The organism is Pyrinomonadaceae bacterium, assembly GCA_036277115.1.
Lineage (GTDB): Bacteria > Acidobacteriota > Blastocatellia > Pyrinomonadales > Pyrinomonadaceae > UBA11740.
Window position 1 is genome coordinate 919109 of record DASUNM010000023.1, and the last position, 23629, is coordinate 942737.

Here is a 23629-nt window from a genome sequence, read left to right on the forward strand (position 1 = left end):
CCGGGCAAAAATGGTTACGAGCATCGTTCGGGGCCAGCTTTGCACAAAGAGTCGGCTTTTCGCGTTCTCCCCTCTCCGCAAGCGGAGAGGGGGTTGGGGGAGAGGTGACGAGCGCCGCAACCCCCACCCCCCCTTACCCCCTCCCCGCTTGCGGGGAGGGGGACAACGCGCCCCCGTAAATTGCCGCAAAGGCAACTTTTCAGCGGGTTTAAGGCATCTTGACTCTGCTCAGAGCGAAACTTAAAATCCGACATTCGTTCCGTGTCCGCGCTTCTCGTGATACAACACCAACGAGCATCTTAACGTTCCCGAGTTTTTGCAGGAGTATTTCGCTATGTCATTTCCCAAGTCGAGCCGGCTGGCCGTTGCCATCCTCGCTTTAGCTTTCGCCGCCGTTCCGCTCGCGGCCCAACCGAAGAATCCTCAGGATCCATCCGAAAAGCCGCGCAAGGTTAAGGAAGAGCTGAAGAAGGCTTACAAAGATTGGCTCGACAAAGACGTCGCCTACATCATCACTGACGAAGAGCGTCGGGCGTTTAAGAAGCTCGAAACCGACGACGAGCGCGAGCACTTCATCGAAGAATTCTGGCGCCGGCGGGATCCCGATCCGGATACAGATGAAAACGAGTACCGCGAAGAGTATTACGAGCGCATCGCGTACGCGAACGAGCACTTCGCATCCGGTATCCCTGGTTGGAAGACTGATCGCGGTCGGATCTACATCATGTACGGCAAGCCGGACGAGAAGGAAACACATCCGTCGGGCGGCATGTACAACCGCGAATCGTATGAAGGCGGCGGCTCCACTTCGACTTATCCGTTTGAGCGTTGGTTCTATCGATACATTGCGGGCGTCGGATCCGGCATCGAGATCGAATTCGTTGACCCGACAGGCAGCGGCGAATACCGCATCGCGCGCAATCCGGACGAGAAGGACGCACTGCTGCATATACCCGGCGCGGGCTTGACCCTCGCCGAATCAATGGGTCTGTCCGACAAAGCCGATCGTGTGGTGAACTCACAGGGCATCGGCATGGCCGGCTATCGACGCGAGCAGGACAGTCCGTTTTCGCGACTGCAACTGTTGGCTGATCTTAACCGGCCGCCGCAGATCAAGTTCAACGATCTTGCCTCGGCGGTGAACACCCCGGTCATTGAGGACAATCCGCTGAACTTTGACGTGCGCGTGGACTTTTTCCGTCAGTCGGATGAGCGCGTGATTACCGCATTTACGATTCAGACCGACAATAACAATCTGGTATTCCAGGACAGCGGTGGCTTGCAGCAGGCGCAGCTGAATATCTTTGCGAAGATTACGCACGTCTCTGGTCGTCGCGCCGGCATCTTTGAGGATCCGGTGATCACTCGCGCGACTCCGCAAGAGTTGGTCGAGGCGAAAGAACGCAAGTCCGCGTACCAGAAGGCAGTGGCGCTGATGCCCGGCCGCTATCGCGTGGATGTAATCATTCGCGACATCGCCTCAGGCGCGACCGGCGTGCGTCACATCGGCTTCGAAGTTCCGAAGTACGATCCGAACAAGCTGTCCACTTCAACCCTGATCCTGGCCGCCAAACTTGAAGGCCTCGGCGAGCAGCCCGCCGTCGGCATGTTCACCATCGGCAACGTGAAGGTGATCCCGAACGTTTCCGGAACCTATCATCGCGGTTCACCCATCGGCGTCTATATGCAGATTTACAACGCCGGGGTCGATCAAACAACGCTACGTCCGTCAGTGGACGTTGAGTACGCGTTGATGAAGGACGGCAAAGAGATTGGTAAGCAGACCGAAGACTGGCGCGGCAACAGCGATTCAGGCCAACGCCTGACACTGGCGCGGCTGGTCGATTCGCGCGGCCTGAACCCCGGCGACTACGCCATTGAAGTTCGCGTTAAGGATCGCGTCAGCGGTCAGAATTTGGTGCAGTCGGCGAAGTTTGCGATTGTGCAGTAGCCAGGGACTCTTGCACCGGCTCTCGATTGAGTAAATCGAGGGCCGGTTTTACTTTATCCCCAAGACGTGGCGTTTAGAGGCGGGCTACCGCCCGCCAACCGTGGAATAGAAAAGGGCGGGCAGCAGCCCGCCTCTAAACTTTTCTTTCAAAGGACCCAACCAATGTTCGGCACTCGAATCATCCTTATCTTCTCGGCGCTGGTCGTGACGGTGAACATTAGCGCCCAACCTGCAACGAAAAGCGGTGACCCGCAGGACAAGCCGCGCAAGGTCAAACAGGAACCACACAAAGCGTTCAAGCAATGGGTGCAGGAGGTCGAAACGATCATCAGACCGGGAGAGTTGAGCGCATGGAACAAACTGCAAACCGACGAGGAGCGCGAGCAATTCATCCTCGAGTTCTGGCGCCTGCGCGACCCCGACCCGGACACGGAAGTGAATGAGTATCGCGAAGCGTACTTTGAACGCTTGGCTTACGTGAATGAGCACTTCGCGGCCGGCATTCCCGGTCATAAAACCGATCGCGGAAAGATATATCTGAAGTACGGCAAGCCGGATGAGATTGAATCGCACCCGAGCGGAGGCATGTACACACGTGCGTCGTACGAAGGCGGCGGCACAACCTCAACCTATCCTTTCGAAAAATGGTGGTATCGCCACATCCCGGGTCATAACGACGTGGAAATCGAGTTCGTCGATCCGTCGGGCACCGGTGAGTACCGCATCGCTCGCAATCCTTTTGAGAAAGAGGCGCTCCTGCGCACACCCGGAGCCGGCGCAACCTTCGACGGCGTGAGCCAGGCCGACCGGCTGACGGCGGCGGGTGGTTTCGGAAATCCATTTTCATCGCGCGCCAAGGATTCACCATTCGAGTGGATGGACCTGATCCGTTTGCGAGATGAAGCACCAAAGGTCAATTTCGATCGCGATATCGGCACCGGAACGAGTTCGCCGATCACCGACGACAACGTTCTCACTTCAGATCTTCAGATCAGCTTCTTCAGACAGTCGGACGATCGCGTCATCGTCGCGTTTACCGTGCAGGCTGATAATCGGGATTTGGTCTTCCGCGAAGTGGGCGGACTTCAGACGGCGCGGCTGAACATTGCCGGTCGCATCATGAACGTGTCGGGCCGGCGCGTCGGTTACTTCGAAGATGCCGTCACCACCACCGCCACGTCAGCTGAGTTGATTGACGCAAAAGAAAGGAAGTCGGCCTATCAGAAAGCGCTGCCGATGCTGCCAGGCCGCTATCGCATCGACTTGCTGGTCCGTGATGTGGAATCGGGCGCGGCAGGCATTCAGCACATCGGATTCCAGGTCCCGAAGTTTGGGAAGGATCTTGCCGCATCGTCGCTGGTTTTGGCGTCAGTCCTGGCTAACGTCTCTGATGTTCCGGCCTCGCGACAGTTCGTGATTGGCGACAAGAAAGTCATTCCGAATCTGACCGCGACTTACCGGCGGGGTTCACCCATCGGCGTCTACATGCAGATTTACAACGCCGGGGTCGATCAAACAACGCTGCGTCCCTCGGTGGATGTTGAGTACGCGCTGTTGAAGGACGGCAAAGAGATCCGCAGGCAAACCGAAGACTGGCGCGGCAACAGCGATTCAGGCCAGCGCCTGACCCTGGCGCGGATGGTCGATTCGCGCGGCTTGAATCCCGGCGACTACGCCATTGAAGTTCGCGTTCGGGATAGCGTCAGCGGTCAGAACCTGGTGCAGACGGCGAAGTTTACGATTCTGCAGTAAGACATTTCACCCGGTCGCTACCGCTCCCGGTACTGACTACATCGGTCCGGCGCTCCTGATAATCAATCGGAACGTCGCGATGGAGTCAGTACCGGGAGCGGTAGCGACCGGGTGCTTTTGCCAGTGCTAGAATCAAATCTCACCATGCAGTCTGTGCAACTTATAGGATTAACTCAGGCCGAGCTTTCGGATTTTGTGACGGAACTCGGTGAGCCGGCCTATCGCGGCCGCCAACTGTTTTCCGCGCTTCAGCGGCGGCGCGTGCGCTCGTACGATCAGATCACCGATCTGCCGAAGGAGTTTCGCGCGAAACTTCAGGAGCGCGCGGACATCTCAACTCTGAAGGTCGAATCGCGTTACATCTCGACCGACGGCACGCGGCGCTACCTGATGAAGACGCACGACGGCCGGCCCGTCGAGACTGTGTTCATTCCGGAAGAGCGGCGCGACACGATTTGTTTCTCTTCGCAATCGGGCTGTCCCCTGCAGTGCACTTTCTGCCTCACGGCGCAGCTCGGCCTGTTGCGGAACCTGACCGCCGGCGAAATCGTCGAACAGATCATCGTGGCGCTCAATGACGCTTACGGTGACGGCATCAGGCCGCCGCGGGGTACGAACCTCGTCGGCATGGGCGCGGGCGAGCCGTTTCTGAATTTCGAGTCTTTGATGAAAGCGCTGCGCGTGATGAGCGATCCTGACGGTCTGTACATCGTCCCGAATCGCGTCACCATTTCGACGGCGGGCATCGCGCCGCGGATTCGCGAACTCGCGGGCGTTTCCGACCGGCCGCATCTCGCTGTTTCCCTGGCGGCGCCAAACGACGAACTGCGAAACGAACTGATGCCCATCAACAAGAAGTGGCCCTTGGACGAACTACTCGATGCCTGCAAGGAATTCGAGAAGTCACTGAAGCCCGGCGAGCGGTTCACCTTTGAGTACGTAATGCTGAAAGGCGTTAACGATTCCGACGAACAGGCGCGACAGCTGGCGAACCTTATTAACCGGCACGCGCTGCGCGCCAAAGTAAATTTGATTCCCCACAATCCGGCTGAGCCATTGCCTTATCAGCCGTCCTCCGCGGACCGCGTGGAATCGTTCCGTGCGATTTTGGAATCCAAACGCGTGTACGCGTTCGTGCGCAAGCCGCGGGGCCGCGACATTCTGGCCGCTTGCGGTCAATTGGCCGCGCGAGGCGAAACCTATCAGGCGCCGGTTTTGATTCGCTAGCAACCGCGATAAAATCTCAGCCATCATAAGCAGAACTACAAACATGAAAAGACCAATTAAGAAACTTATATTGACGACACTTCTAATCTGCGCCGTGGTAGTGTGGACGCCGCTCTCCGCGGCCACGCCGGCGCCCGAACCCAACATCAGCGTCGTAGGCTATTTTTCCACTGACAAAGCCCAGCGCGGCCGGCCCACACGCGTTTCAATCGTGATCGACATTCCCGGCGGCTATCACATCAACTCGAGCCGGCCGTTAGAAACTTATCTGATCGCGACGTCAGTCAAAGTCGAGGCTGAGAATGGCCTGCGCCCCGGACCGGTCAGCTTTCCCCGCCCACTGCTTAAGAAATTCAAGTTCTCGCAGAAGCAGTTGTCGGTTTACGAAGGCCAGATCCGATTGAAATTCAATGTGACGGTACCGGCGAACTATGCTGACGACTCGGGAAAAGTGAAAGCACGCGTCAGAATGCAAAGCTGCAACGATGAAGTCTGCTTCGCGCCAAAAAACTACGATGTGAATTTGAAGATCGGTGTTGTTGGTGCGAATGATGCGGTGAAACGAATCAACGGCTGGGCGTTTAAATAAAGCTTGCGCCAAACTCCCTTTCGGAGTAGCTTGCCCGCAGGCCCAACTCATCGGGCACCCTGAATCTAACCGGCGAAACAGATCCCCTGATGTTTCCGTCATATAACGAACCGTCCTACGCAGGTTTTTGGATACGCGTACTCGCCTATCTAATCGACACCCTTTTGATATCGATCGTTTTCTGCCCTCTCGGTTTCGGGTTGGGTCTGCTCGGTGCGGCGGGTGAAATCGATGAAAACGATCCCGCGTGGGTGGGTATCAATCTGTTGCTGAACGTCGTGTCGGTTGTTGTTGGTTGGCTCTACTTTGCCCTGACGGAAAGTTCATCCTGGCAAGCAACGGTCGGAAAAAGACTGCTCAAGCTAAAGGTGACCGACATGGAGGGTCAGCGAATTAGCTTTGGCAAGGCCACCGGGCGGTACTTCGGGCAGATTCTGTCCGGAATGATTTGTGCTATCGGCTATATCATGGTGGCGTTTACGGAAAAGAAGCAGGGCCTTCACGATATGATGGCCGGCACATTGGTCGTCTGGGATACGCCACCACTTTATGACCCTCCACCGCCACCTGATTTCGCTTATCGCGGCGGCCAAAATCCCGGGCCTTATAATTCGTCACTGTGATCTGCCAATAACGGACATCAGCCGTCCCACCCGGCCGTAAGTCACCTTCTCGCGCCGGTAAGAAAAGAAAAGGTCAGTGCGCTCCATCGTGCAGAGCGGCGCGACGTGAATCTTGCCGGGCTCGAGACCGGCAGCAACCAGTTGCTCGCGATTGGCTGTTTGCAGATCGATACGCGCATGGCCGTCGCGCGTGGGAGCGAACAGTTTCTGGGATTGCGGAAAGCGATCGGTGAACTGCTCGATCACTTCCACACCGACTTCGTAACAGCACAGATTCGCCGCCGGACCAATCGCGGCGCGCAGGTCCCCGGGCTTAGCGCCGTACTGCTCTCGCATCTGTTCGATTGCGCGGCGCACAACCGACGCGGCCGTGCCGCGCCAACCGGCATGGACCGCAGCGAACGCACCCGACATCGGATCACCAATTAGAACCGGCACGCAGTCGGCAGTTTTCACGCCCACAAGAACGTGCGGCACGTTACTGACCAGAACGTCGCAGTATTGAGCTTCGCCGAGCACGCCCGGCGCCGGCTGCGCTTCGGCTTCAGTGCGCACGACGCGCACGTCGGCGCCGTGTACCTGCCAGCATCCCGTCAAAGTCCATTCGCCGGTAAACAGTTTCAGAAAGCGCCGCCGGTTCTCGTAAATATTCTCTGCCGCGTCTTCGTTAAAGCCGGCAAGGTTCAGCGAATTTTCCGGCATCGGACTGACGCCGCCCAGCCGGGTCGAGAACGCATTCGCGAAACCGTCCTGCTCCAGCGGCCCGCAAACCAATGCCTGCACGCCATCGCGTTCGCGCCAGTAGAATCCGGCGTCTTGGAGCGCGGCGTCATTGCGCTTAACATCTGTCTCGCCCGTGATCGTCTCTATCGGAATCGACATCATTGAAGTTAGCCGCGTGCGCGAAACCATCGCGCGCACGCCGCGCTTTGCCGAACGCGTCTTTACCGACGCCGAGCGCGCCTACTGCGAATCGCGCGGCGCCGTGGCCGCGCAACATTATGCCGCGCGCTTTGCGGCAAAAGAAGCCGCGCTCAAAGCTTTGCAAACCGGGTGGAGCGGCGGCATCAGTTGGCAGGACGTTGAAATTTCAGCGAAGGAGTCGGGCGCGCCGTTGATTACTTTCCATGGCCGCGCGCGCGAACTCTACGAAGCGTCCGGCGCTACGACCGCGCACATCTCAATTGCGCACACCACCGAACACGCCATTGCGGAAGTGATTTTAGAGAAGAAAGACTAACCTGGGAGCGCGGGCATCCTGCCCGCAGTTCGTAAACGCCGAAGATTCCTTCGGCTTAATCATCATCACCGCCGCCCACGTCTCAATCCCATCCCAGAGATTCTGCAAACGAATGTTCTCGTTCTCAGCGTGCTGATTGTTGTCGTAGTTTGCAATCGGCACCGTGATGGTTATCGTCCGCAGATGATCGGTGATGATCGACAAAGGCAGACTGCCGCCCAAGGTCGGCAGCCGAACGATCGGATCTGTCGAAGTTGATTGCACCGCCTCGATGACCGCAATTGAGATCGGCAAATCCATCCGCGTCCGTTCGGCGTTGTAGCCACCTGTGCGCGTAACAACTTTCGCAATCAGTCCGTGCTGTTTCCGTTCCGCTTCCGTAGGATCGTGATCGATTACATGGAAGCCTTCCCTCCGAATGTGATCGATCAAACGTTGCGCTTGCCGCTTATGATCGTTTCCTTTGACCAGCCGCAGATCGAGCACTGCCGTAGCCGTCGTGGGAATAACGTTCCGCGCCAGCGAGCCCACGTCGCCGCTGCTGATACCGTTGATATTCAGTGAAGGTTCGTTGATCAATTCCAGCAGGCTCTTCCCTTTGCCTTCCGTTTTCGCGAGCCCAAGCTGCGCACGCAACTGATCGTCGTAAGCCGGCGCCTCGGCAATCGCGCGTCGCTCCGCTTCTCCCAGCGATTCGACGCCGTCGTACCAGCCGTCGATTTTCACGCGGCCGTTTTCATCTTTCATCGTGGCGAGCAGACGCGCCAGCGTCATGCCCGGGTTCGGCGCCCAGTTGCCGTAATGCCCGCTGTGCAAAGGCCGCGTCGCGCCGTACACCGTCACATCAACGTTCACATCTCCGCGCACGCCAAAGACAACTTGCTTGCGACCCGACTGATGCACGGGACCGTCACAAATGATCCACGCGTCGGCCTGAAGTAGGTCTCTATGCAGGTCGAGCATTTCGCCGAGATGCGGCGAGCCGGCTTCCTCTTCGCCTTCGAAAAAGAATTTGACGTTCACTGCAGGCTTGAGCCCGCCCGCTTTTAAAGCATCGAACGCGGTGAGAATCGCCATCACGCCGGCTTTGTCATCAGAAGCCGAGCGCGCATACAAACGCCACTCCGGATTGATCTCGCCGCGCGCCGGCAGCGTCGCGATCTTTCCGTCCTTTTCCAAAGCTGCGGTGCGCCAGGTTGGATGCCACGGCGGCGAAGCGGTCCACGCTTTCGGATCAACCGGCTGCCCGTCGTAGTGCGCGTACACGACAATCGTCTGCGTCGCGCCCGGAATCTTCCATTCGCCGTAAACAGCCGGCGGCGACTCTTTCGATTTCGTCTCGAGCAGGCGCGGATTCAGTCCGCGTCGCTGCATCATCTCGACAATGAATTGCGCACTGCGTCGAATGTTTACCCGATCAGAGGCGACGTTGGGGATGGAAAGGAGTCGAGTGAACTCGGCGAGGATCTGTCGTTCGTGCGCGCGGCGATAGTCGCGAACTGAAGATTGTCCGGCGGAGAGGGTCGCCGTGAAGATGACGAGCATCGCCGCAAAGTATGACCTTTTCGCAAAAGGAATCATCCGCTTAACCAACCTGATACCGCTCGCGCAAAACGCCCATGTGGTGGCGCACGTGACCCACCATTATGTAGACCAACGCGCGCACCGACACCGGCGCGCCATTTGCGATACCCATCCGCGTCCATGCCGTCTCATCCAGGGTTCGCAACATGGCGATATTTGAAAGCCGCACCAGACGGAACTCGCTCAGCAAATCCTCGAGCTCAACGTGTTCGTACGGCGCGTTCGGCATGTATTCGTCCTGGTCAAAGCCCGGCAGGTCCTGCGTCTCGCCTCGAGCAATACACAGCACGCGATAACCAAAAACGCGCTCGCCGTCGATCAGGTGACCAACGATTTGGCGAATAGTCCATTTGCCTTCGGCGTAAGCGAACGTTTCGCGCTCAGGCGCCACGCGATCGAGCAACACATCAAGCGCGTCGATCTGCGAACGCATCGCCGGCAAGATTTCGTCTTCAGTCGCATGCGACACGTAAGTCTGATAAGGGGGCGCGTATTCAGTTTCGGTTGGACGGCTCATGATGAAACCTCTTCGGTCCGGGTTGGTTGATGATCGGAACGCGCATCATATTGCGAGTTTATAAGTCATGCAACGGTAATAAAGGCGCCCCGCGAGCTGTCAGCTTGCCCGGTGCCTTGTCTTTACAACGACGCAGTCCCGACGATTCGGGATTGCGATACTTATGCTCCGCCCCTCTCTTGCCCTGCTCATCCTGTGCTTTTGCTGCGCCCTGGCGCATGGCCAGTCTTTTGCCCACCGCGAACACGCTGCGAATCAAGTCACTGATGAGGCCACTGCCGATCAGGTCGTCGCGGCGCAGGCGATTCTTCTGCTGAAGCGGCTGAATGACGATGTAATTGTTTACCGATCGCTGGGAGAGTTTGAGGAAGGTCGCCAGTTGGCCCGCGTCCCGTTGGCTACTTTCAAAAGAAATTTGATTGAAGTTGGCGCCGGGGCTGAGGAGCTCGCGTCGCGATTGCCCCCGGGGCGTTTGAAATCAGAGATTCGCAACGCGCTCGCCTCGTACCGCGACGGTGCATACTGGTGGGAAAAAGCTGATCAGCCGCGCGTGGTTCACGTTTCTGAGTTGCAATCGACCGATAACACCGTCACGCCGAGCGTTCTTTTCTTCCGCGCGAACCTGCCCTACACGGTCGCCATCCACTGGCGACAAGCAAACAAACACCTTCAACGCGCTGTCCAATATCTCCGTTAGAGTACGGTACGCATGCCACCGGCATGCTGCACGCCAGAGGCGTGCGTACCTGAATTACGATTCGTGGATTTGCTTGATGGCCTGCGCACTCGACGCCAGCGCGCCCTGCATCCATGAAGGCAACATCGAAAGGTGCTCGCCCGCGAAGTGAATTCGCCCTTCCGGCTGAGCGAACAGCAGCAAACCGCCGACGCCCGCGAAGGCCCACGCGCCGCGTGCCCATTCGTCTTCGTTCCAACATTTCGACGTGCCGGTCTCGAAGTTCTCGCGCACCCCGGGCAATAGCGAATCGAGTTGCTTGATAGTCGAGTCAACTCGCTCACTCTCTTTCATCGCCGCAATCGGTTCGGCGGTGCCCGGCCGCGCGTAAGTCATCACGATGCCGCGGTGTCCCGGTTGGTTCCACGTCGGCTGCCACACTTCGACGCCGTCTTTAGTCAGACCGAATCCGCTCAAGCCAAGTTCTTCCCACGAACGCTTCTTCGTTTGCAGGTAAACGCGCGAGACGTTGACGTAGTCCAGCTCGTTGATTGCTTTGACCTTTTTCTCAGAAAAGTTCTCGGGGAACTTAATGTTCCGCAACACCGAAAACGGCACGGTGGACAGGATGCGGTCAGCGGTCAGCGTTTCCGCCTTGCCGTTTTGGGTGAAGACGGCGCGCGCGCTTGTCTCGTCTTGCTCGATTCGGACAACCGGCGAGTTGTAATGAATCTTGTTCGCCAACCGCTCAGCAAAGGCCTTTGGTAAGAGATCGTTGCCCCCTTTAATCTTTGAGAACCGTGCTGGAGAACCGCCGAGTTCACTCCCAAAGGTTTTTCCCAGCTCTTTAACCAAGCGGTCGATCTTCACGCGTTTCATGCCACGATCTTCGGCGATCAGAGCCGATAGTTGAGACGGATACATCGGCACGAGTGGGAGTCCGAAGAGCTTCACGTACTTCAAAACCAAATCGTGATCGTGCGGAATGCGCGCCGCGCCGGCTTCCGCGTACAAACCGTCAGCAAAAGGCTCGCGCAAAGTTTGAATGCGGCCACCCGGTCGCGCGCGCGCTTCAAGAATCGTGACCTGATGGCCCAGCTGCGTCAGTTCGTAACCCGCCGCGAGGCCCGCGATTCCGCCGCCGATAATGATGACTTTCTTCGAAGCGGCGCCGACCGTGATAAACGGCACCCGTGCCAGCGAAACACCGGCGAGTGTAAGCGCGCTGCGCTTGATAAATGTACGGCGATTTATCGGCATCGTGATCAGCCAATCGTGGATTTCTTTTGCTTCGGTGAAGGGCGGTCCTTATCTTCTTTGGAGTAGCGAATCACGCTCAGGTGGCCATCCGGTTCGAGAAACGCACGCTTGACCTCCGCATAGTCCTCGACGCCTTGCAGGCGAAGTTGCTCGGCCAAATCACTTTCCCTGAGCAATTCTGAGCGTAGGTTGCGACGTTGAACCCGGCCGTTCTTGATCAGCAACAAAGGCGGAGAATTGAGCAGGCTGTGCACCCAGCGATAACGAAATGCGAGCCAGTCGAGACCATAGTTCCACGCGAAGATCGTCGCCACCAGAATGGCGCCCTCGGTCAGCGAGCGATATTCGCTGGCCATGGCATTCTGCGCGGCGTCCGCCACCAGGACGATAACCAGCAGGTCAGGAGTGCTGAGGGCGCCCGGATCACGTCGAAGCAACCGCATCAGCGCGAGGATAAACAGGTACATCACTGACCCGCGCAGAATGATCTCTAATGGATGAACCGTGGGAACGAACAGACCGTGCCAGTCGATGACAGTGAGGAAGAGCATGAGACTCCTTCGGGAGAAATTTTATCCACGCGGGCGTCGTGGTGTTGGTCGCGGCGTTGGCGAGGGCGTCGGCTCGGCGGTCGCGCGCGGCGGTCGCGGCATCTCCTCTGTCTTAAACCGCGGCAACAGTTCATCCCGCATCGCAAGTTGATAAACCGCCCACGCGATCGTCGCGGCGTTTTTCTTCACATCGTCTTCGATGATTCGTTCGTAAGTGTCGAGATTCGTGTGCCAGGTATGCGAGTTGTACTCGATCGGATCAATGCCCATGCCGATACCCGGTAACCCCGCCTGATTGAACGAAGTGTTGTCAGATCCGCCGAGACCGCGGCTGCGCGTCGCGATCGCACCGACCACACCGACCTCTTTGAACGGTTTCAAAATTTCCCGCACGATGCCGGCGCCATCGGGTGGACCGAACACACTTGCGCCGCGAATACGACCCGTACCACTGTCGATGTTGAAGTAACCACCGAACTTTTCGTAACCGGGCTTCGGACTCTCGAAGGATCCGAAGGTGTCTTTCACGTAAGCCTGCGATCCGAGCAGCCCCTGCTCCTCACCACTCCACAACGCCACGCGAACCGTGCGGCGTGGTCGTACGCCCAACGTTTTCAGAATGCGTGCCGCTTCCATCATGATGGCGCAGCCGATCGCGTTGTCGGTGGCGCCGGTCGCCGCGTGCCATGAATCCAAATGGCCGCCGAGCATGATTACTTCGTCCGCCTTATCGGTGCCGGGAATTTCAGCAATGGTGTTGTAGGAAGTTTTGCCTTCGGGATACACGCGGTTGACGATGTTGAATTCCAGAGTTACCGGCCTGCCATCGGCGAGCAGACGCGTGATGCGACCATAGTCTTCGTTTCGCATCACCACGGTCGGAATGGCTTTATTCACATCAAACGTCCGGTTATTGAAAGCGCGGATCTGTCCATGCTCGCGGCCGGCATCGTTCACCCGAACCAGCGCGCCGTTGGCTTTCAAGAACGTATCGAGCTGCTCGTCGATCTGTCTGTTCGTCAGCGGCGTCGGCGTTCCGGGAACAGGGGTCGGAGTTGGTGACGGCGATGGTCCGGCAAATTGCTGCGGCCGGGCGTTCGGACCGTAGCGCTGCTCCGCCAGCTCGTCCGTCAATCGTTTCGCCGGCGGATTGATATTGACCGGCAGGATCGCAGCCTTTCCGATCATCACAACGCGTCCGCGCACTTTCGCTTTCTGCGTTTCGAAGAACGCGGTCAACTGCCCCTGCGTCGGCCGGTCCGGGAGAATCACTTGATAGGCATTCGCACGTACGATGCCGCGCGTGCCTGGCGTCCACGCCAGCGCTTCCGCGACGAGTGCGTCTTTCACGGGCGCGACAATGTGCGCCGACAATCTTTCGTTCAGCCATCCCGGATGCTTGAAGTCCCATGCGTGAAGATGCCCGTTCGAAAGTCCCCACGCCGTCATCTGCTTCACCGCCCACTCAGCCGAACTCTTGTGATTGGGCGAGCCCGTGAGCCGCGGACCGTACACGTCGGAAAGCATGTGCATCGTCTTCATGATCTGCGAGTTCGTCATCGCTTCTTTGCGAATCCGTTCGAGCAGGTCTTTGTCTGATTGCGATTGAGCAAAGGTCGGCAGGCAAAGCAGAGTTGAAATCAGGGCGATAGCAACAGCACGGCGATGCAGCATCAACTTGTCTCCGAAGTGTTCAGGTGTGGTAAAGCAGCGAGATTATACAGGTATGAAGTCAGTACCGGGAGCGACCGGGGTTCCCACGCGGGCAGCCCGCGTGGGGGGGTGGTTGCGACCTGGTGGCGTTCCACGCCGCCGCCGGCTCTGTGAGTAACCACCCGATCGCTACCGCTCCCGGTACTGACTTCAAGTAGCCGGTTGCGCCTCACCTGCAACGGTTCTACAATTCGTGCGTTGACAACTGAATAACGTTTCGGGGGAGCCGAAGTCGGAATGACTGAGGCTGAGAGTCCGAAAGGAATTGCGGATTTCGGATTGCGGATTGCGAATTGAACGAGCTTTAAAGCCAATTCGAAATTCGCATTTCGCAGTTCGAAATTCCGGTGGGAGACCCCTTGAACCTGATACGGCTAGCACCGTCGAAGGGAGAAACAGCCATCATGCGGAGGAGTCCTCAAGGGGCAGTCCGCTTAGTGCGAGATGACCGTTCCATCCTTTTCGAGGGTGGAGCGGTTTTTTAGTTTTGCTTTGTGAAACTCTGTGACTCTCCGTGCCTCTGTGGTTAACTTCCTGTCATTCACCACAAAGGCACAGAGGATCACAAAGTTTCACAGAGGTTTAATGGAGAAAGATCATGAGCGCCGCAATCAAACCAACCAAAATCGACAGCACACTTCCAAACTCACGTCGCATCTACATCGACGGCGAACAACCGGGCGTGCGTGTGCCCTTTCGCGAGATCGATCAAAACCCCACCCGTAATTTCAAGAATGAGTTGGAAGAGAATCCGCCGGTGCGTGTCTACGACACGAGCGGCCCGTACGGCGATCCATCTCAGAAAACGGACGTGCGCGAAGGACTGCCGCAGTTGCGACGCGAATGGATCGTTTCGCGTGGCGACGTGGAAGAGTATGCAGGCCGCTCAATCCAACCGATCGACGATGGCTATCTGACGTTCGACGCGGCGCAGAACGCGCGGCAAAAAGATAAGGGCCGGCTGGAAGACTTTCCGGCGCTACGCCGCACGCCTCTGCGCGCAAAAAAAGGCTCATGCGTGACGCAAATGCATTACGCGCGCCGCGGCATCATCACGCCCGAGATGGAATTCATTGCTATCCGCGAAAACCTCGGGCAGGTACGCGCGCGTCTCGCGCGCAACGGCGGCTCGCCGGAGGCGAGCGTACCCAGGGATTCACTCAACCATCAACACCGCGGCGTCTCCTTCGGCGCCTCAATCCCCGAATACGTCACGCCCGAATTCGTCCGCGATGAAGTCGCGCGCGGACGCGCCATCATTCCCGCCAACATCAATCATCCGGAATCCGAACCGATGATCATCGGCCGCAACTTCCTGGTGAAGATAAACGCGAACATCGGCAACTCCGCGGTGCTCTCTTCCATCGATGACGAAGTCGAGAAGATGCGCTGGTCAATCAAGTGCGGCTCAGACACCGTGATGGATCTTTCCACCGGCAAGAACATTCACGCGACGCGCGAGTGGATTCTGCGCAACTCGCCGGTGCCCATCGGCACCGTGCCGATTTATCAGGCGTTGGAGAAAGTCGGCGGTAAAGCGGAAGAGCTAACGTGGGAAATCTTCCGCGACACTTTGATTGAACAAGCCGAGCAGGGCGTGGATTACTTCACCATTCATGCCGGCGTGCGTCTGCCTTTTATTCCGATGACTGCTCGTCGGACGACCGGGATCGTAAGTAGAGGTGGCTCGATCATGGCCAAGTGGTGTCTCGCGCATCATGAAGAGAGTTTTCTTTACACGCGCTTCCGCGAGATCTGCGAAATCATGGCGGCCTACGACGTTTCGTTCTCGCTCGGCGACGGTTTGCGTCCCGGCTCGATTGCTGACGCGAATGACGAAGCGCAGTTTGCGGAACTTGAGACCCAGGGCGAGCTGACAAAGATCGCCTGGGAATACGACTGCCAGGTAATGAACGAAGGTCCCGGCCACGTTCCCATGCACCTCATCAAAGAGAACATGGAGAAACAGCTCGAGTGGTGTCAGGAAGCGCCGTTCTACACGCTCGGCCCGCTCACCACCGACATCGCGCCCGGCTATGATCACATTACGTCGGCCATCGGCGCCGCGATGATCGGCTGGTACGGCACCGCGATGCTCTGTTACGTCACGCCGAAGGAGCACCTAGGCCTGCCGAACAAGAAAGACGTGAAGGACGGCGTTATCGCCTACAAGATCGCGGCGCATGCCGCCGACTTAGCGAAAGGCCATCCCGGCGCCCAATATAGGGATAACGCGCTATCCAAGGCTCGCTTTGAATTCCGCTGGGAGGATCAATTCAATTTGTCGCTCGATCCAGAAGTCGCGCGCGAATATCACGACGAAACCCTGCCGCAGGAAGGCGCGAAGTTGGCGCATTTCTGTTCCATGTGCGGCCCTCATTTCTGCTCAATGAAGATCACGCAGGACGTGAGGGAGTACGCAGCGCAGAAAGAGATTGATGAACAAGCGGCGTTGGATGTGGGGATGAAAGAGAAGGCGGAGGAATTTTTGACGAGTGGTGGGGAGATTTATCAGTAAAGGACTCATGTCATAACTCTCGCGCTGGATTCGGAATTCAGCACTGACGCTGCGGAGTCCGCGCAGCGGACGATCGAGAATAGCCCAGCGATTCATCGCTGGGATCAGAATCACAATCAAGTCGTAGTCCGTGAAATGGACGGCCGAATTTTTGGAGTGCGGCGGCTTGACGCCGCTTTCATTTCGTAAATCCAAAGCGCTGATAAGTCAGCGCACTCCAAATCTGTCGCCCGCTACAGCGGGCTTGGTTTATTAATAACCGCTAACCCAGCGCTGAAGCGCTGGGCTACTTTCAAACGTCCGCTAGGCGGACGAAATCTGCACCCTTCCTCGCGGTCGGGCTACTGCCCCGTTGGCCTTGAGCTCCGGTGCTGATTTTGCGCCGCTCTCCAAAAACCTCCCCACACACAACCATCTAACTCCCCGGCTGAAGCATCAGAAAGCGTGGAAATCCACGTCAGTCTGAACCTCGCTAAAGGCGGTAAACGATGAAGCTAGCTCTCCTACTTATTCTGCTGATCTCCGTTGAGGCGCTCCCACAACAGGTACCCACAACCGAAAAGGAATTGAAGCGGCAGCGAGAGTATGCTCAAGCTGTTTCGATGGTGGAGCAAACGGCCGCTGAAGCGCCGCTCTGGGACGACAAGAAATCCGCGGTCCTCGCCCTCGCAGATGCGGCGGACCTCCTCTGGAAACAGACGCCGAATGCGGCGAGGAAATGGCTCACGAAGGCTTGGGAGTTGATCGATTCAGTACCGGAAGAGTCGCTGGATCCGAACCTCAAAGAGTTCTTCAACCGGTCAAATAAGACTGACCTGCAATCAAGCGTCCTGCGCGTGGCTCACACTCACGATCCCGCGCTGGCGGACACTTTCGTCAAGAGCCTGGACGATAAAGAACTAACTGAGAAGAAAGAGCGGGGGGCCTTTGATGATCGAACTGCGCGCAGCGAACAGTTTCTGAGGCTGGCCCAACAGGCGGTCAATAGCAACCCGGACCTCGCGTTTGCTCTCGCGCAAAGAAGCCTCGCGGATGGCCTGTCCTTTACTCTGCAGGATGTACTCACCGGCCTGCGGCGAAAAAACGTTGAGCTCTCCAATCGCCTTTTTGATTTGGCCCTCGCGCGCTTCGGCGCCGGCATCCCCGACCCGAGTGAGGCAGAAGTGCTGGCGGGTTACCTGTTTCAGCCCGGCATGACCTATTCGACGAACAGCGCGGGTCAGGTGATCGTGTCGATGAATCCAATGCAGCAAAACGAGGCGGTGGTGGCTCAAAGCGAGCCGCAACGCGCCCGAGCATTTTTGGTGGCCGCGTATCAGGCGTTTCTAACGCGGCAAGTTGTGGTGGAAACTCCTGAAGCCAAAACTCGCGCGCAGAAAATTTGGGTTTTTGGCACGCGGAGCCTTAGTCGCTACCAGACCCACGCGCCGGAATTCGCCGGCCCGGCTCGAGATTTTCTGGAACGGTTGCAAGCTCAAATTTATCCGGAAGGTCGCGGCAATCCCTTCTCGTCGAATCGGCAATCTGGGTCCGGAAGCAACACCGCGACAAAGCCCCGGACTGACAAAGAGATTCTCGACGATCGCATTACCGCTCTGGAAGCCCGAGCCGAGAAAGAAACCGACCCGGCGGCGAAGAAGCTGGCATACATTAATGCAGCTCTTGCCGTCGAAGCCACGGATTATGAGCGCGGGAAGCGAATTGCCGAAAAGATCGCCGACGATGATCTGAGCGCTGAAGTTGTTTCGTATGTTTTCTATCGGGCCGCTCTGACTTTGGTAACGAAGAAAGAGATCGACAAAGCATTAGAACTGGCGACGAAGCTCGGCAACCTGCAACGTCGATCGATGGTGAAGCTTGCCATTGCCCAAAGCCTGCTTGCGGGTGCGGTTGATGAGAAGCCGGCAGCAGATGAGTTGACGGTGGATCAGCAAAGGGCGATTGATCTACTCAGCGACGTTGAACGTGACATCAAGAAGGAAGGTCCATCAGCCAATACGGCTAAGATCCTACTTGGACGCGCAACCCTCCTCGGAAAACTGGACAAGGCTCAGGCTTTGCTCAGTCTTAACGACGCCGTGTCAGTAATTAATAGACTCGAGACCTTCGACATGAACGACCCGTCGGCTCCTCGGCTTGGTCTGCGTCTGTCGGCGAGATCAGAAGCCCTGCTCGACTCTCCGCGGGTCGGATTCAGCTTTCGCCGGGCCTTAGAACCGTTAATCGCTACTGAATTTGAGAACCTCGCCGAACTCGCCGGCAGGTTCAGCCGCAAGGAAGTAAGGGGTATCGGCCGGTTGGCGGTTGCGAAGTTATATCTTCAAACTGCAAGTGATAGTCGCAGTGCTGCCCGCTAAAGAAGTCTCAATCAATGAGGGACGTAGGCGCGGCATGTAGTAGCCCCGGGCGTAAGCCGGGGACATTCCCACAAACGTCTGTGACTTGCGCCTCCCCTTACGGTCGGGGTACTGCCCCGGCATCGGGCGCGAAACTACTTCGTACGCGTGGCCCGTAGATCGGCGCCATTAATCCGCATGATGGCGTGAGTTACTTGTCCCTTGCGATTGCGCATGAAAATTACCTGGGCATCTCTGCCTTTCAGGAAGAACTCCGCTTCGGATTCCGGGAACAGCTCGGCCGGAGGCCGCCCCTGACTGGTGCGCGTCTCAGTTCTTTCCGTGGGCACCGCCATTAGACGCTCTCCCTCTTTCACCACGTCAAAGTCGAAGATCGCACTCTCATAATGGCCCAGGTAATCGTCGTAAACCTTCGGGTCGATTTTCACGGCGGTGCGTTCAGCCGGAATCGCCTCTAAATATTCGGCGAGCAGCTGCCAGCGTCCTTGCCGCTTTATGTAGGTCCGCATGTAACGGGCGTAAGCAACACCTTCGCGGTTGTTGTCTTCGCGTCTCCGCCGTTCAACGCGACGGCCAATCACCACCGCGCTGTCCTCATTGATGGTGACGCGCGTGTCTTCGGCCGTCAGCGTAAGCGTTGGATCAACGGCAGTCGATTTGAGATAGCCAATCAGAGTCTTCTTGTTCCCGATGTCCCGGCCCGACGTGAAAATGAACTCGTCGGCGATGAGCCGTTCGCTTTTCGCGACGTCCCTTTGCAGGAACGCGTCACGTTGCTCTCGCTCAGTTTTGAGAACCTCATCCGCCGCCGTCTTCTGCGCTTCCGTCTGATTACCGACCGTCTGGCAGAGAGTGACGATTGGTGCGGCAGCTATTACCAGAGCGACCAACAAGATGAATTTCAGAATCAGCATGGGATTAGTTCCTTTGTTCTATGTAATCGGATCTCGCCGGGAATTTCTGTGGTAAGCCAACATCATCACGAGGGCGTAACCGGCCCCGATCAGTAATGCCAGGTAGCCCATGTTCCGGTGCGGAGGCAGCGCGCCGTAGATATGTATGAGCATTGACAGCACGCCGGTAAGCACTACGAGCCGGCGCACGGCAGGCCACTGTCGTAACATCGCGATCGCTGAAATGATGAACAACACACTGACCACGAGGGCCGCTAAACTTAAAAGGAACGGTTGCACTTTGCCACCGAGTATTCCACCCATGACAAACTCCTGCCCCGCGCCGAATCCCAGCGCCAACGCTACGAGAATGTTGAGCACGACCAGAACCAGTCGCGCTCGGTTCTGCTGAAAGGTGGCCACGTCGCGCGTGGCGCCGGCGACTCTCGCCGTCAGATCCATCTTGCTATTCATGTTGAGCCAGCCCCATTTCTGAAGCACTTGCCAACGATGGACAATCTCGGCTTCCCACTCGCGGCGCCAGTCCGGACGCGATTCGGCCGGCACCAGCAGGCTCAGGGCGTGAACAAAGCGCAGGTAAATGGTTGGACTGTCGAAATTGAGTCTCATACGGTTGAGCGCTTCGGCTTTTTCGCCAGCGTGCCCTCCAATCGGCGATACCGGCCAATCGCGTCGGCCAATGCTTCTTTGCCAGTCCCGGTCAACCGGTAATATTTTCGCGCCGGCCGCTGATCTTTGTGCGCAGTCGCTTCGTCTTCCCACTTGGATTCGACGAGGCCGCCCGTTTCCAGTCGCCGCAAAGCCGGGTACACGGTGCCGCTGGGCAGGCCGGTCACGTCCATGATGTCGAATCCGTATCCGTAGCCCTGCGCCAGCGCCTGAAGGATCGCCGTTCCCGAAAGCGAAAGATTAAGTGTAGCCATCTGCGTCACGGTGTATAGCATACTACATAGCCTCCAGGCAAGCGGATTCAGATCGGGAACCCTCTGTGGTTAAGAAGTTCGCAACCGTCGAGCTCTGCCCAAGGAAGTCTTAGGTGTCGTCGGCGCGCGCTCATCACCGCCAGTCCGCGGAGCGGACGCCAGCATAAAGCCTGGGGCGCAAGCCCCAGGATCGAGTCAAGCAAAAGTGAGCAAGCTCGCGAAGCGGGCGGCAGCCGAATCATTTGGACGAATGTTAAGCGTTACGGCTATCACCCGCTTCGCGGGTTAATTGATATTTTTGGTGCTTTACCTGGGGCTCACGCCCCAGGCTCTATGCTGACGTCCGCTCCGCAGACTAAAAGAGGTGATGCGTCAAGTGTGTTAATGGCCCTCGCAAAGCCTCGCCTTGGGCTTTACTATGACCGTCCCGATGAATCGGGACTCGACTCTTAGTTCGCCGGGACTCTTCGACTATTAGGTCGCCGAATTTTTTGGGCAAAGCCCAACCGCCCGAAACTCAGTGTGGTACCCTCCCGGCCGATGAAGGTCGCCTCGCGAATTCTCTGTACTACGGTCTTTATTCTCACCTTCTTTTCTGCGGTCGCAGCCAAACCAATTCGTCACTATGTCTTCTTCGGAATGGATCGCGAAAGCATTCCGCAGGCGAAAGGGTTCCTCGAAACGCCGGCCTTCGAAGGCGCGCAGGTTTCTTATTCATGGCGGCAGCTGGAACAGGGAAAAGGGAATTATGATTTCAGTCTGATTCGCGAAGACCTGGCGTTCATGAACGCCCACGGAAAGCGACTCTGGATACTGATTACCGATGTCGCCTTTAGTGACCTCTGTCTTTCACCGGTCGCCATTCGCCGGGCATAAAGTTCGCGTAGGTCAGCGCGATCGATTTCGGAAACGCGCGCTTCAACACTTTCATGACGGGAAAACGCATCACGATTGCCGAGCAGATCGCATTTGCCCGCGACTACCTGCGCGCAGATTTCATCTTCTGGTGCACGGAAGAGCCTTACTTTTCTAATGATTTAGTCGCTTTCATGAGGGCGAGGTGATTCGGGGCAGTAGCGCACTCCAGAATCAAACGACCTGCGCTGTGATTGACGGCAATCTTCTTTCTGATTAACTTCCACAATCACCAAATGTCCTGAAGGAGAAGGTCATGAAGAAAGTTTTGTGTTCTGTAATTCTTGCTGTCGGTTTTGGCTTAACCGTATACGCCCAGACTGCGCCCGATGCGGCGGAGCTGACAAAGCTCCTGAATGATTTTCTTGCCGGTGCGTCGCGTAACGACGTAGCGATGCACGACCGGTTCTGGGCTGAAGACGTTATTTACACCGGCTCGGCGGGGCGGCGGCGCGGCAAGGCCGACATCATGAAGGATGTGCGTTCGGCTCCGGCGCCGAAGCCGGGCGATGCCAAGACTACCTACACCGCTGAAGATGTTCGCATTCAGCAATACGGGAACACGGCGATCGTCGCCTTTCGCCTGGTGGGCACGACGGAAAAAGACGGGAAGACCGAAGTAGCGAATTTTCTGAACTCAGGCACGTTTCTAAAACGTAATGGCAAATGGCAGGTCGTCAATTGGCAGGCGACGAAGGCAGCCGAGAATGCGAATCGTTAGGCTTGAACTTCGGCTCTTCAGTCCAAGTCAGGCGCAAGTTTCGAGCGTACCAACCGAAGGGATCGCTCTTAAATGCAATCCTGCCTGCCACAACGTTGGCTTCACAAATCGTGACCGACGAACTCCCTGAACCGTCTTGAAAATCCTGATAATCCTGTCAAACTATGCGCCCGTAAATGATTCTCAAGATTCACATCCCCGCCTTTCCGCTTAATCAGTTCGTCGGAAATTTTGTTTATTACGAAGGATTGAATCCCGAGCACGCGATCGATCGTTTCCTGCCGGACGGCAACACGGAAATCATTTTCGATTTTCACGATACACCGCAATATATCTACGACAACGAAACGCTCAAAGAGATCCAGGCGTGCCATCACGTCTGGGCGTCAGGCGTGCGCACCGGATACATCTCGATTCCTTCCGGCCGCCAGGCCGCCATGTTCATCATCGCGTTCAAGAAAGGCATGGCCTATCCGTTCTTTCCCGTGCCGATGAACGAGATGGCCGATCGCGTGGTGGATGCGGATCTTTTATGGGGAAGAGATCTGGGTCATCTGCGCGAGCACTTGCACGAGATCCGAGACATTGACCTGAAGTTTGCCGCAGCCGGAAGATTTCTACTGAAACACTTTCAGAGAAAGTTCAGTCTTAATCCGGCAGTCGAGTATGCGCTCGCGGAGATCATTCGGTCGCCCGATCAACTTAATCTCGGTCGTGTGAGCCAGCGGATCGGATATTCGCAGAAGCATTTCATTTCAATGTTCAAGCAGCAGGTCGGAGTCACGCCGAAGGCCTACGTAAAGATCATGCGTTTCCAAAAAGCAATTGCCGAGATCGAAGCCAACGGCGAAGTTGATTGGACCGGAATCTCGGTGGATTGTGGCTTTTACGATCAGGCCCATTTCATTCACAACTTCAAATTCTTCTCAGGCTTCACACCCGAAGAATACCTCCAACTGAAAAGCGACACGTTGAATTACGTGCCGGTGGCGTAACTATCCGCAGGGTGACGTTTCATTCACACCTAGCTTTAGCGAGGTGGCTGGAGTTTTGTCGGGCCGATTTAGCCGTTCTAGAATGCGCTATGCCCACCGGCTGAAGCCGGGTGTGAATGAGAAGCCTTTAGCTCCACTCCGAAGGTAAATTTTTTCCAATACGGCGCGCCAAATCCCGCGTAGATTCGGCACGCTATGGAAAACCCCTATATCAACCACCTGGCTGTTTTTGTGTGCGCGCTGCTGAGTTTGGTAATCGGCGCGCTCTGGTATTCACCCCTGCTCTTCTTCAAAGCCTGGCAGCGACAAACAGGCCTTACCGACGAGCAAATCGCCAAAGCAAAGCCAATCAAAACTTACTCGCTGACCCTCGTGCTGGCGTGGATCATTTCCTACAACCTGGCATTCTTCCTGGGCGGCAGCGGAACCACCTGGCGCTTCGGCTTGATTGCGGGGCTGCTGGCCGGCGTGGGCTGGGCGGCGACAATGTTCACCATCATCTCGCTGTTTGAGCAGCGTTCATTGAAGTACATCCTGATCAACTGCGGTTACATCACGGTCTATTTTGGGCTGATTGGATTTTTGCTGGGCATCTGGAGGTGA

The 23629-nt window shown here is 57.0% G+C and carries 23 protein-coding genes and 1 riboswitch; of the genes, 14 read left to right on the forward strand and 9 right to left on the reverse strand.

The genetic code is table 11. The features are described 5' to 3' along the window. The first annotated feature begins 334 nt into the window (after window positions 1–334). The 5 genes from VFX97_10770 to VFX97_10790 all read left to right on the forward strand — a co-directional run bounded on the left by VFX97_10770 (window position 335) and on the right by VFX97_10790 (window position 6142). Complete coding sequence (locus VFX97_10770) at window positions 335–1951, forward strand: GWxTD domain-containing protein (protein ID HEX5703671.1); 1617 nt, start codon at window positions 335–337, stop codon at window positions 1949–1951. 162 nt (window positions 1952–2113) lie between these two features. Continuing rightward, window positions 2114–3703, forward strand: coding sequence for a GWxTD domain-containing protein (locus tag VFX97_10775; protein ID HEX5703672.1), 1590 nt, complete (start codon window positions 2114–2116; stop codon window positions 3701–3703). A 144-nt stretch (window positions 3704–3847) separates the two neighbouring features. Next, window positions 3848–4930, forward strand: a complete 1083-nt coding sequence (rlmN, locus tag VFX97_10780) for a 23S rRNA (adenine(2503)-C(2))-methyltransferase RlmN (protein ID HEX5703673.1) — start codon at window positions 3848–3850, stop codon at window positions 4928–4930. 43 nt (window positions 4931–4973) lie between these two features. After that, window positions 4974–5519 carry a protein-disulfide reductase DsbD domain-containing protein gene (locus tag VFX97_10785; GenBank protein HEX5703674.1) on the forward strand — a complete coding sequence of 182 codons (546 nt, stop codon included), beginning with the start codon at window positions 4974–4976 and terminating at the stop codon, window positions 5517–5519. Between the two features lie 89 nt (window positions 5520–5608). Next, the gene (locus tag VFX97_10790) at window positions 5609–6142 is read left to right on the forward strand and encodes an RDD family protein (GenBank protein ID HEX5703675.1); all 534 of its coding nucleotides are present in this window, start codon (window positions 5609–5611) and stop codon (window positions 6140–6142) included. Here VFX97_10790 and pgeF read toward each other — a convergent pair. After that, a complete protein-coding gene (pgeF, locus tag VFX97_10795) occupies window positions 6134–7024 on the reverse strand; it encodes a peptidoglycan editing factor PgeF (GenBank protein ID HEX5703676.1) in 891 nt (296 codons plus the stop codon). The genes VFX97_10790 and pgeF overlap by 9 nt on opposite strands. Between pgeF and acpS the strand changes: the two genes are divergently transcribed. Next, on the forward strand, window positions 6999–7382 hold the full coding sequence (gene acpS, locus VFX97_10800; GenBank protein ID HEX5703677.1) for a holo-ACP synthase: 384 nt from the start codon (window positions 6999–7001) through the stop codon (window positions 7380–7382). The genes pgeF and acpS overlap by 26 nt on opposite strands. On the opposite strand, the gene VFX97_10805 is transcribed toward acpS, so the two are convergent. Next, a complete protein-coding gene (locus VFX97_10805; protein ID HEX5703678.1) occupies window positions 7365–8927 on the reverse strand; it encodes a M20/M25/M40 family metallo-hydrolase in 1563 nt (520 codons plus the stop codon). The two genes, acpS and VFX97_10805, sit on opposite strands and share 18 nt — an antisense overlap. Window positions 8928–8967: 40 nt before the next feature. After that, window positions 8968–9483: a DinB family protein gene (locus VFX97_10810; GenBank protein ID HEX5703679.1), complete on the reverse strand. Its 516-nt coding sequence runs from the start codon at window positions 9481–9483 to the stop codon at window positions 8968–8970. A 163-nt stretch (window positions 9484–9646) separates the two neighbouring features. Between VFX97_10810 and VFX97_10815 the strand changes: the two genes are divergently transcribed. After that, window positions 9647–10180: a hypothetical protein gene (locus VFX97_10815; protein HEX5703680.1), complete on the forward strand. Its 534-nt coding sequence runs from the start codon at window positions 9647–9649 to the stop codon at window positions 10178–10180. Between the two features lie 54 nt (window positions 10181–10234). Here VFX97_10815 and VFX97_10820 read toward each other — a convergent pair whose 3' ends face one another. The 3 genes from VFX97_10820 to VFX97_10830 are packed head-to-tail and all read right to left on the reverse strand — an operon-like array spanning window position 10235 to window position 13644. Further along, window positions 10235–11419: an FAD-dependent oxidoreductase gene (locus VFX97_10820; GenBank protein ID HEX5703681.1), complete on the reverse strand. Its 1185-nt coding sequence runs from the start codon at window positions 11417–11419 to the stop codon at window positions 10235–10237. A 5-nt stretch (window positions 11420–11424) separates the two neighbouring features. After that, on the reverse strand, window positions 11425–11970 hold the full coding sequence (locus VFX97_10825; protein ID HEX5703682.1) for a YetF domain-containing protein: 546 nt from the start codon (window positions 11968–11970) through the stop codon (window positions 11425–11427). 21 nt (window positions 11971–11991) lie between these two features. Continuing rightward, window positions 11992–13644, reverse strand: a complete 1653-nt coding sequence (locus VFX97_10830) for a M20/M25/M40 family metallo-hydrolase (protein ID HEX5703683.1) — start codon at window positions 13642–13644, stop codon at window positions 11992–11994. Between the two features lie 248 nt (window positions 13645–13892). Further along, a riboswitch (TPP riboswitch) is annotated at window positions 13893–14092 on the forward strand. A gap of 189 nt (window positions 14093–14281) precedes the next feature. On the opposite strand from VFX97_10830, the gene thiC reads away from it, so the two are divergent. Together thiC and VFX97_10840 are read left to right on the forward strand one after the other, a co-directional pair. Next, entirely contained in the window at window positions 14282–16201 is a 1920-nt protein-coding gene (gene thiC, locus VFX97_10835) for a phosphomethylpyrimidine synthase ThiC (GenBank protein ID HEX5703684.1), read from the forward strand. A gap of 488 nt (window positions 16202–16689) precedes the next feature. Further along, window positions 16690–18558 carry a hypothetical protein gene (locus VFX97_10840; GenBank protein ID HEX5703685.1) on the forward strand — a complete coding sequence of 623 codons (1869 nt, stop codon included), beginning with the start codon at window positions 16690–16692 and terminating at the stop codon, window positions 18556–18558. A 134-nt stretch (window positions 18559–18692) separates the two neighbouring features. Here the strand turns inward: VFX97_10840 and VFX97_10845 are convergent, their stop codons facing one another. The 3 genes from VFX97_10845 to VFX97_10855 are packed head-to-tail and all read right to left on the reverse strand — an operon-like array spanning window position 18693 to window position 20395. Then, complete coding sequence (locus VFX97_10845) at window positions 18693–19472, reverse strand: DUF4440 domain-containing protein (protein ID HEX5703686.1); 780 nt, start codon at window positions 19470–19472, stop codon at window positions 18693–18695. Between the two features lie 18 nt (window positions 19473–19490). Then, window positions 19491–20081, reverse strand: a complete 591-nt coding sequence (locus VFX97_10850) for a hypothetical protein (GenBank protein ID HEX5703687.1) — start codon at window positions 20079–20081, stop codon at window positions 19491–19493. Continuing rightward, window positions 20078–20395, reverse strand: coding sequence for a PadR family transcriptional regulator (locus VFX97_10855; GenBank protein ID HEX5703688.1), 318 nt, complete (start codon window positions 20393–20395; stop codon window positions 20078–20080). Before VFX97_10855 ends, VFX97_10850 begins: the two co-directional genes overlap by 4 nt. 540 nt (window positions 20396–20935) lie before the next feature. On the opposite strand from VFX97_10855, the gene VFX97_10860 reads away from it, so the two are divergent. From VFX97_10860 to VFX97_10880, 5 genes are all read left to right on the forward strand, one after another. Continuing rightward, on the forward strand, window positions 20936–21271 hold the full coding sequence (locus VFX97_10860; GenBank protein ID HEX5703689.1) for a hypothetical protein: 336 nt from the start codon (window positions 20936–20938) through the stop codon (window positions 21269–21271). Between the two features lie 53 nt (window positions 21272–21324). Then, complete coding sequence (locus VFX97_10865) at window positions 21325–21459, forward strand: hypothetical protein (protein HEX5703690.1); 135 nt, start codon at window positions 21325–21327, stop codon at window positions 21457–21459. A 107-nt stretch (window positions 21460–21566) separates the two neighbouring features. Further along, complete coding sequence (locus VFX97_10870; protein HEX5703691.1) at window positions 21567–22031, forward strand: nuclear transport factor 2 family protein; 465 nt, start codon at window positions 21567–21569, stop codon at window positions 22029–22031. A gap of 176 nt (window positions 22032–22207) precedes the next feature. Further along, window positions 22208–23026 carry an AraC family transcriptional regulator gene (locus VFX97_10875; protein HEX5703692.1) on the forward strand — a complete coding sequence of 273 codons (819 nt, stop codon included), beginning with the start codon at window positions 22208–22210 and terminating at the stop codon, window positions 23024–23026. Between the two features lie 195 nt (window positions 23027–23221). After that, a complete protein-coding gene (locus VFX97_10880) occupies window positions 23222–23629 on the forward strand; it encodes a DUF1761 domain-containing protein (protein ID HEX5703693.1) in 408 nt (135 codons plus the stop codon).

What these genes read in the sequence shown, in the direction of transcription:
- VFX97_10770 (HEX5703671.1), top strand. Translation starts at nt 335, where the DNA reads ATGTCATTTCCCAAGTCGAGCCGGCTGGCCGTTGCCATCCTCGCTTTA.
- VFX97_10775 (HEX5703672.1), top strand. Translation starts at nt 2,114, where the DNA reads ATGTTCGGCACTCGAATCATCCTTATCTTCTCGGCGCTGGTCGTGACG.
- rlmN (HEX5703673.1), top strand. Translation starts at nt 3,848, where the DNA reads ATGCAGTCTGTGCAACTTATAGGATTAACTCAGGCCGAGCTTTCGGAT.
- VFX97_10785 (HEX5703674.1), top strand. Translation starts at nt 4,974, where the DNA reads ATGAAAAGACCAATTAAGAAACTTATATTGACGACACTTCTAATCTGC.
- VFX97_10790 (HEX5703675.1), top strand. Translation starts at nt 5,609, where the DNA reads ATGTTTCCGTCATATAACGAACCGTCCTACGCAGGTTTTTGGATACGC.
- pgeF (HEX5703676.1), bottom strand. Translation starts at nt 7,024, where the DNA reads ATGTCGATTCCGATAGAGACGATCACGGGCGAGACAGATGTTAAGCGC.
- VFX97_10805 (HEX5703678.1), bottom strand. Translation starts at nt 8,927, where the DNA reads ATGCTCGTCATCTTCACGGCGACCCTCTCCGCCGGACAATCTTCAGTT.
- VFX97_10810 (HEX5703679.1), bottom strand. Translation starts at nt 9,483, where the DNA reads ATGAGCCGTCCAACCGAAACTGAATACGCGCCCCCTTATCAGACTTAC.
- VFX97_10815 (HEX5703680.1), top strand. Translation starts at nt 9,647, where the DNA reads ATGCTCCGCCCCTCTCTTGCCCTGCTCATCCTGTGCTTTTGCTGCGCC.
- VFX97_10820 (HEX5703681.1), bottom strand. Translation starts at nt 11,419, where the DNA reads ATGCCGATAAATCGCCGTACATTTATCAAGCGCAGCGCGCTTACACTC.
- VFX97_10825 (HEX5703682.1), bottom strand. Translation starts at nt 11,970, where the DNA reads ATGCTCTTCCTCACTGTCATCGACTGGCACGGTCTGTTCGTTCCCACG.
- VFX97_10830 (HEX5703683.1), bottom strand. Translation starts at nt 13,644, where the DNA reads ATGCTGCATCGCCGTGCTGTTGCTATCGCCCTGATTTCAACTCTGCTT.
- thiC (HEX5703684.1), top strand. Translation starts at nt 14,282, where the DNA reads ATGAGCGCCGCAATCAAACCAACCAAAATCGACAGCACACTTCCAAAC.
- VFX97_10840 (HEX5703685.1), top strand. Translation starts at nt 16,690, where the DNA reads ATGAAGCTAGCTCTCCTACTTATTCTGCTGATCTCCGTTGAGGCGCTC.
- VFX97_10845 (HEX5703686.1), bottom strand. Translation starts at nt 19,472, where the DNA reads ATGCTGATTCTGAAATTCATCTTGTTGGTCGCTCTGGTAATAGCTGCC.
- VFX97_10850 (HEX5703687.1), bottom strand. Translation starts at nt 20,081, where the DNA reads ATGAGACTCAATTTCGACAGTCCAACCATTTACCTGCGCTTTGTTCAC.
- VFX97_10855 (HEX5703688.1), bottom strand. Translation starts at nt 20,395, where the DNA reads ATGGCTACACTTAATCTTTCGCTTTCGGGAACGGCGATCCTTCAGGCG.
- VFX97_10860 (HEX5703689.1), top strand. Translation starts at nt 20,936, where the DNA reads ATGAAGGTCGCCTCGCGAATTCTCTGTACTACGGTCTTTATTCTCACC.
- VFX97_10865 (HEX5703690.1), top strand. Translation starts at nt 21,325, where the DNA reads ATGACGGGAAAACGCATCACGATTGCCGAGCAGATCGCATTTGCCCGC.
- VFX97_10870 (HEX5703691.1), top strand. Translation starts at nt 21,567, where the DNA reads ATGAAGAAAGTTTTGTGTTCTGTAATTCTTGCTGTCGGTTTTGGCTTA.
- VFX97_10875 (HEX5703692.1), top strand. Translation starts at nt 22,208, where the DNA reads ATGATTCTCAAGATTCACATCCCCGCCTTTCCGCTTAATCAGTTCGTC.
- VFX97_10880 (HEX5703693.1), top strand. Translation starts at nt 23,222, where the DNA reads ATGGAAAACCCCTATATCAACCACCTGGCTGTTTTTGTGTGCGCGCTG.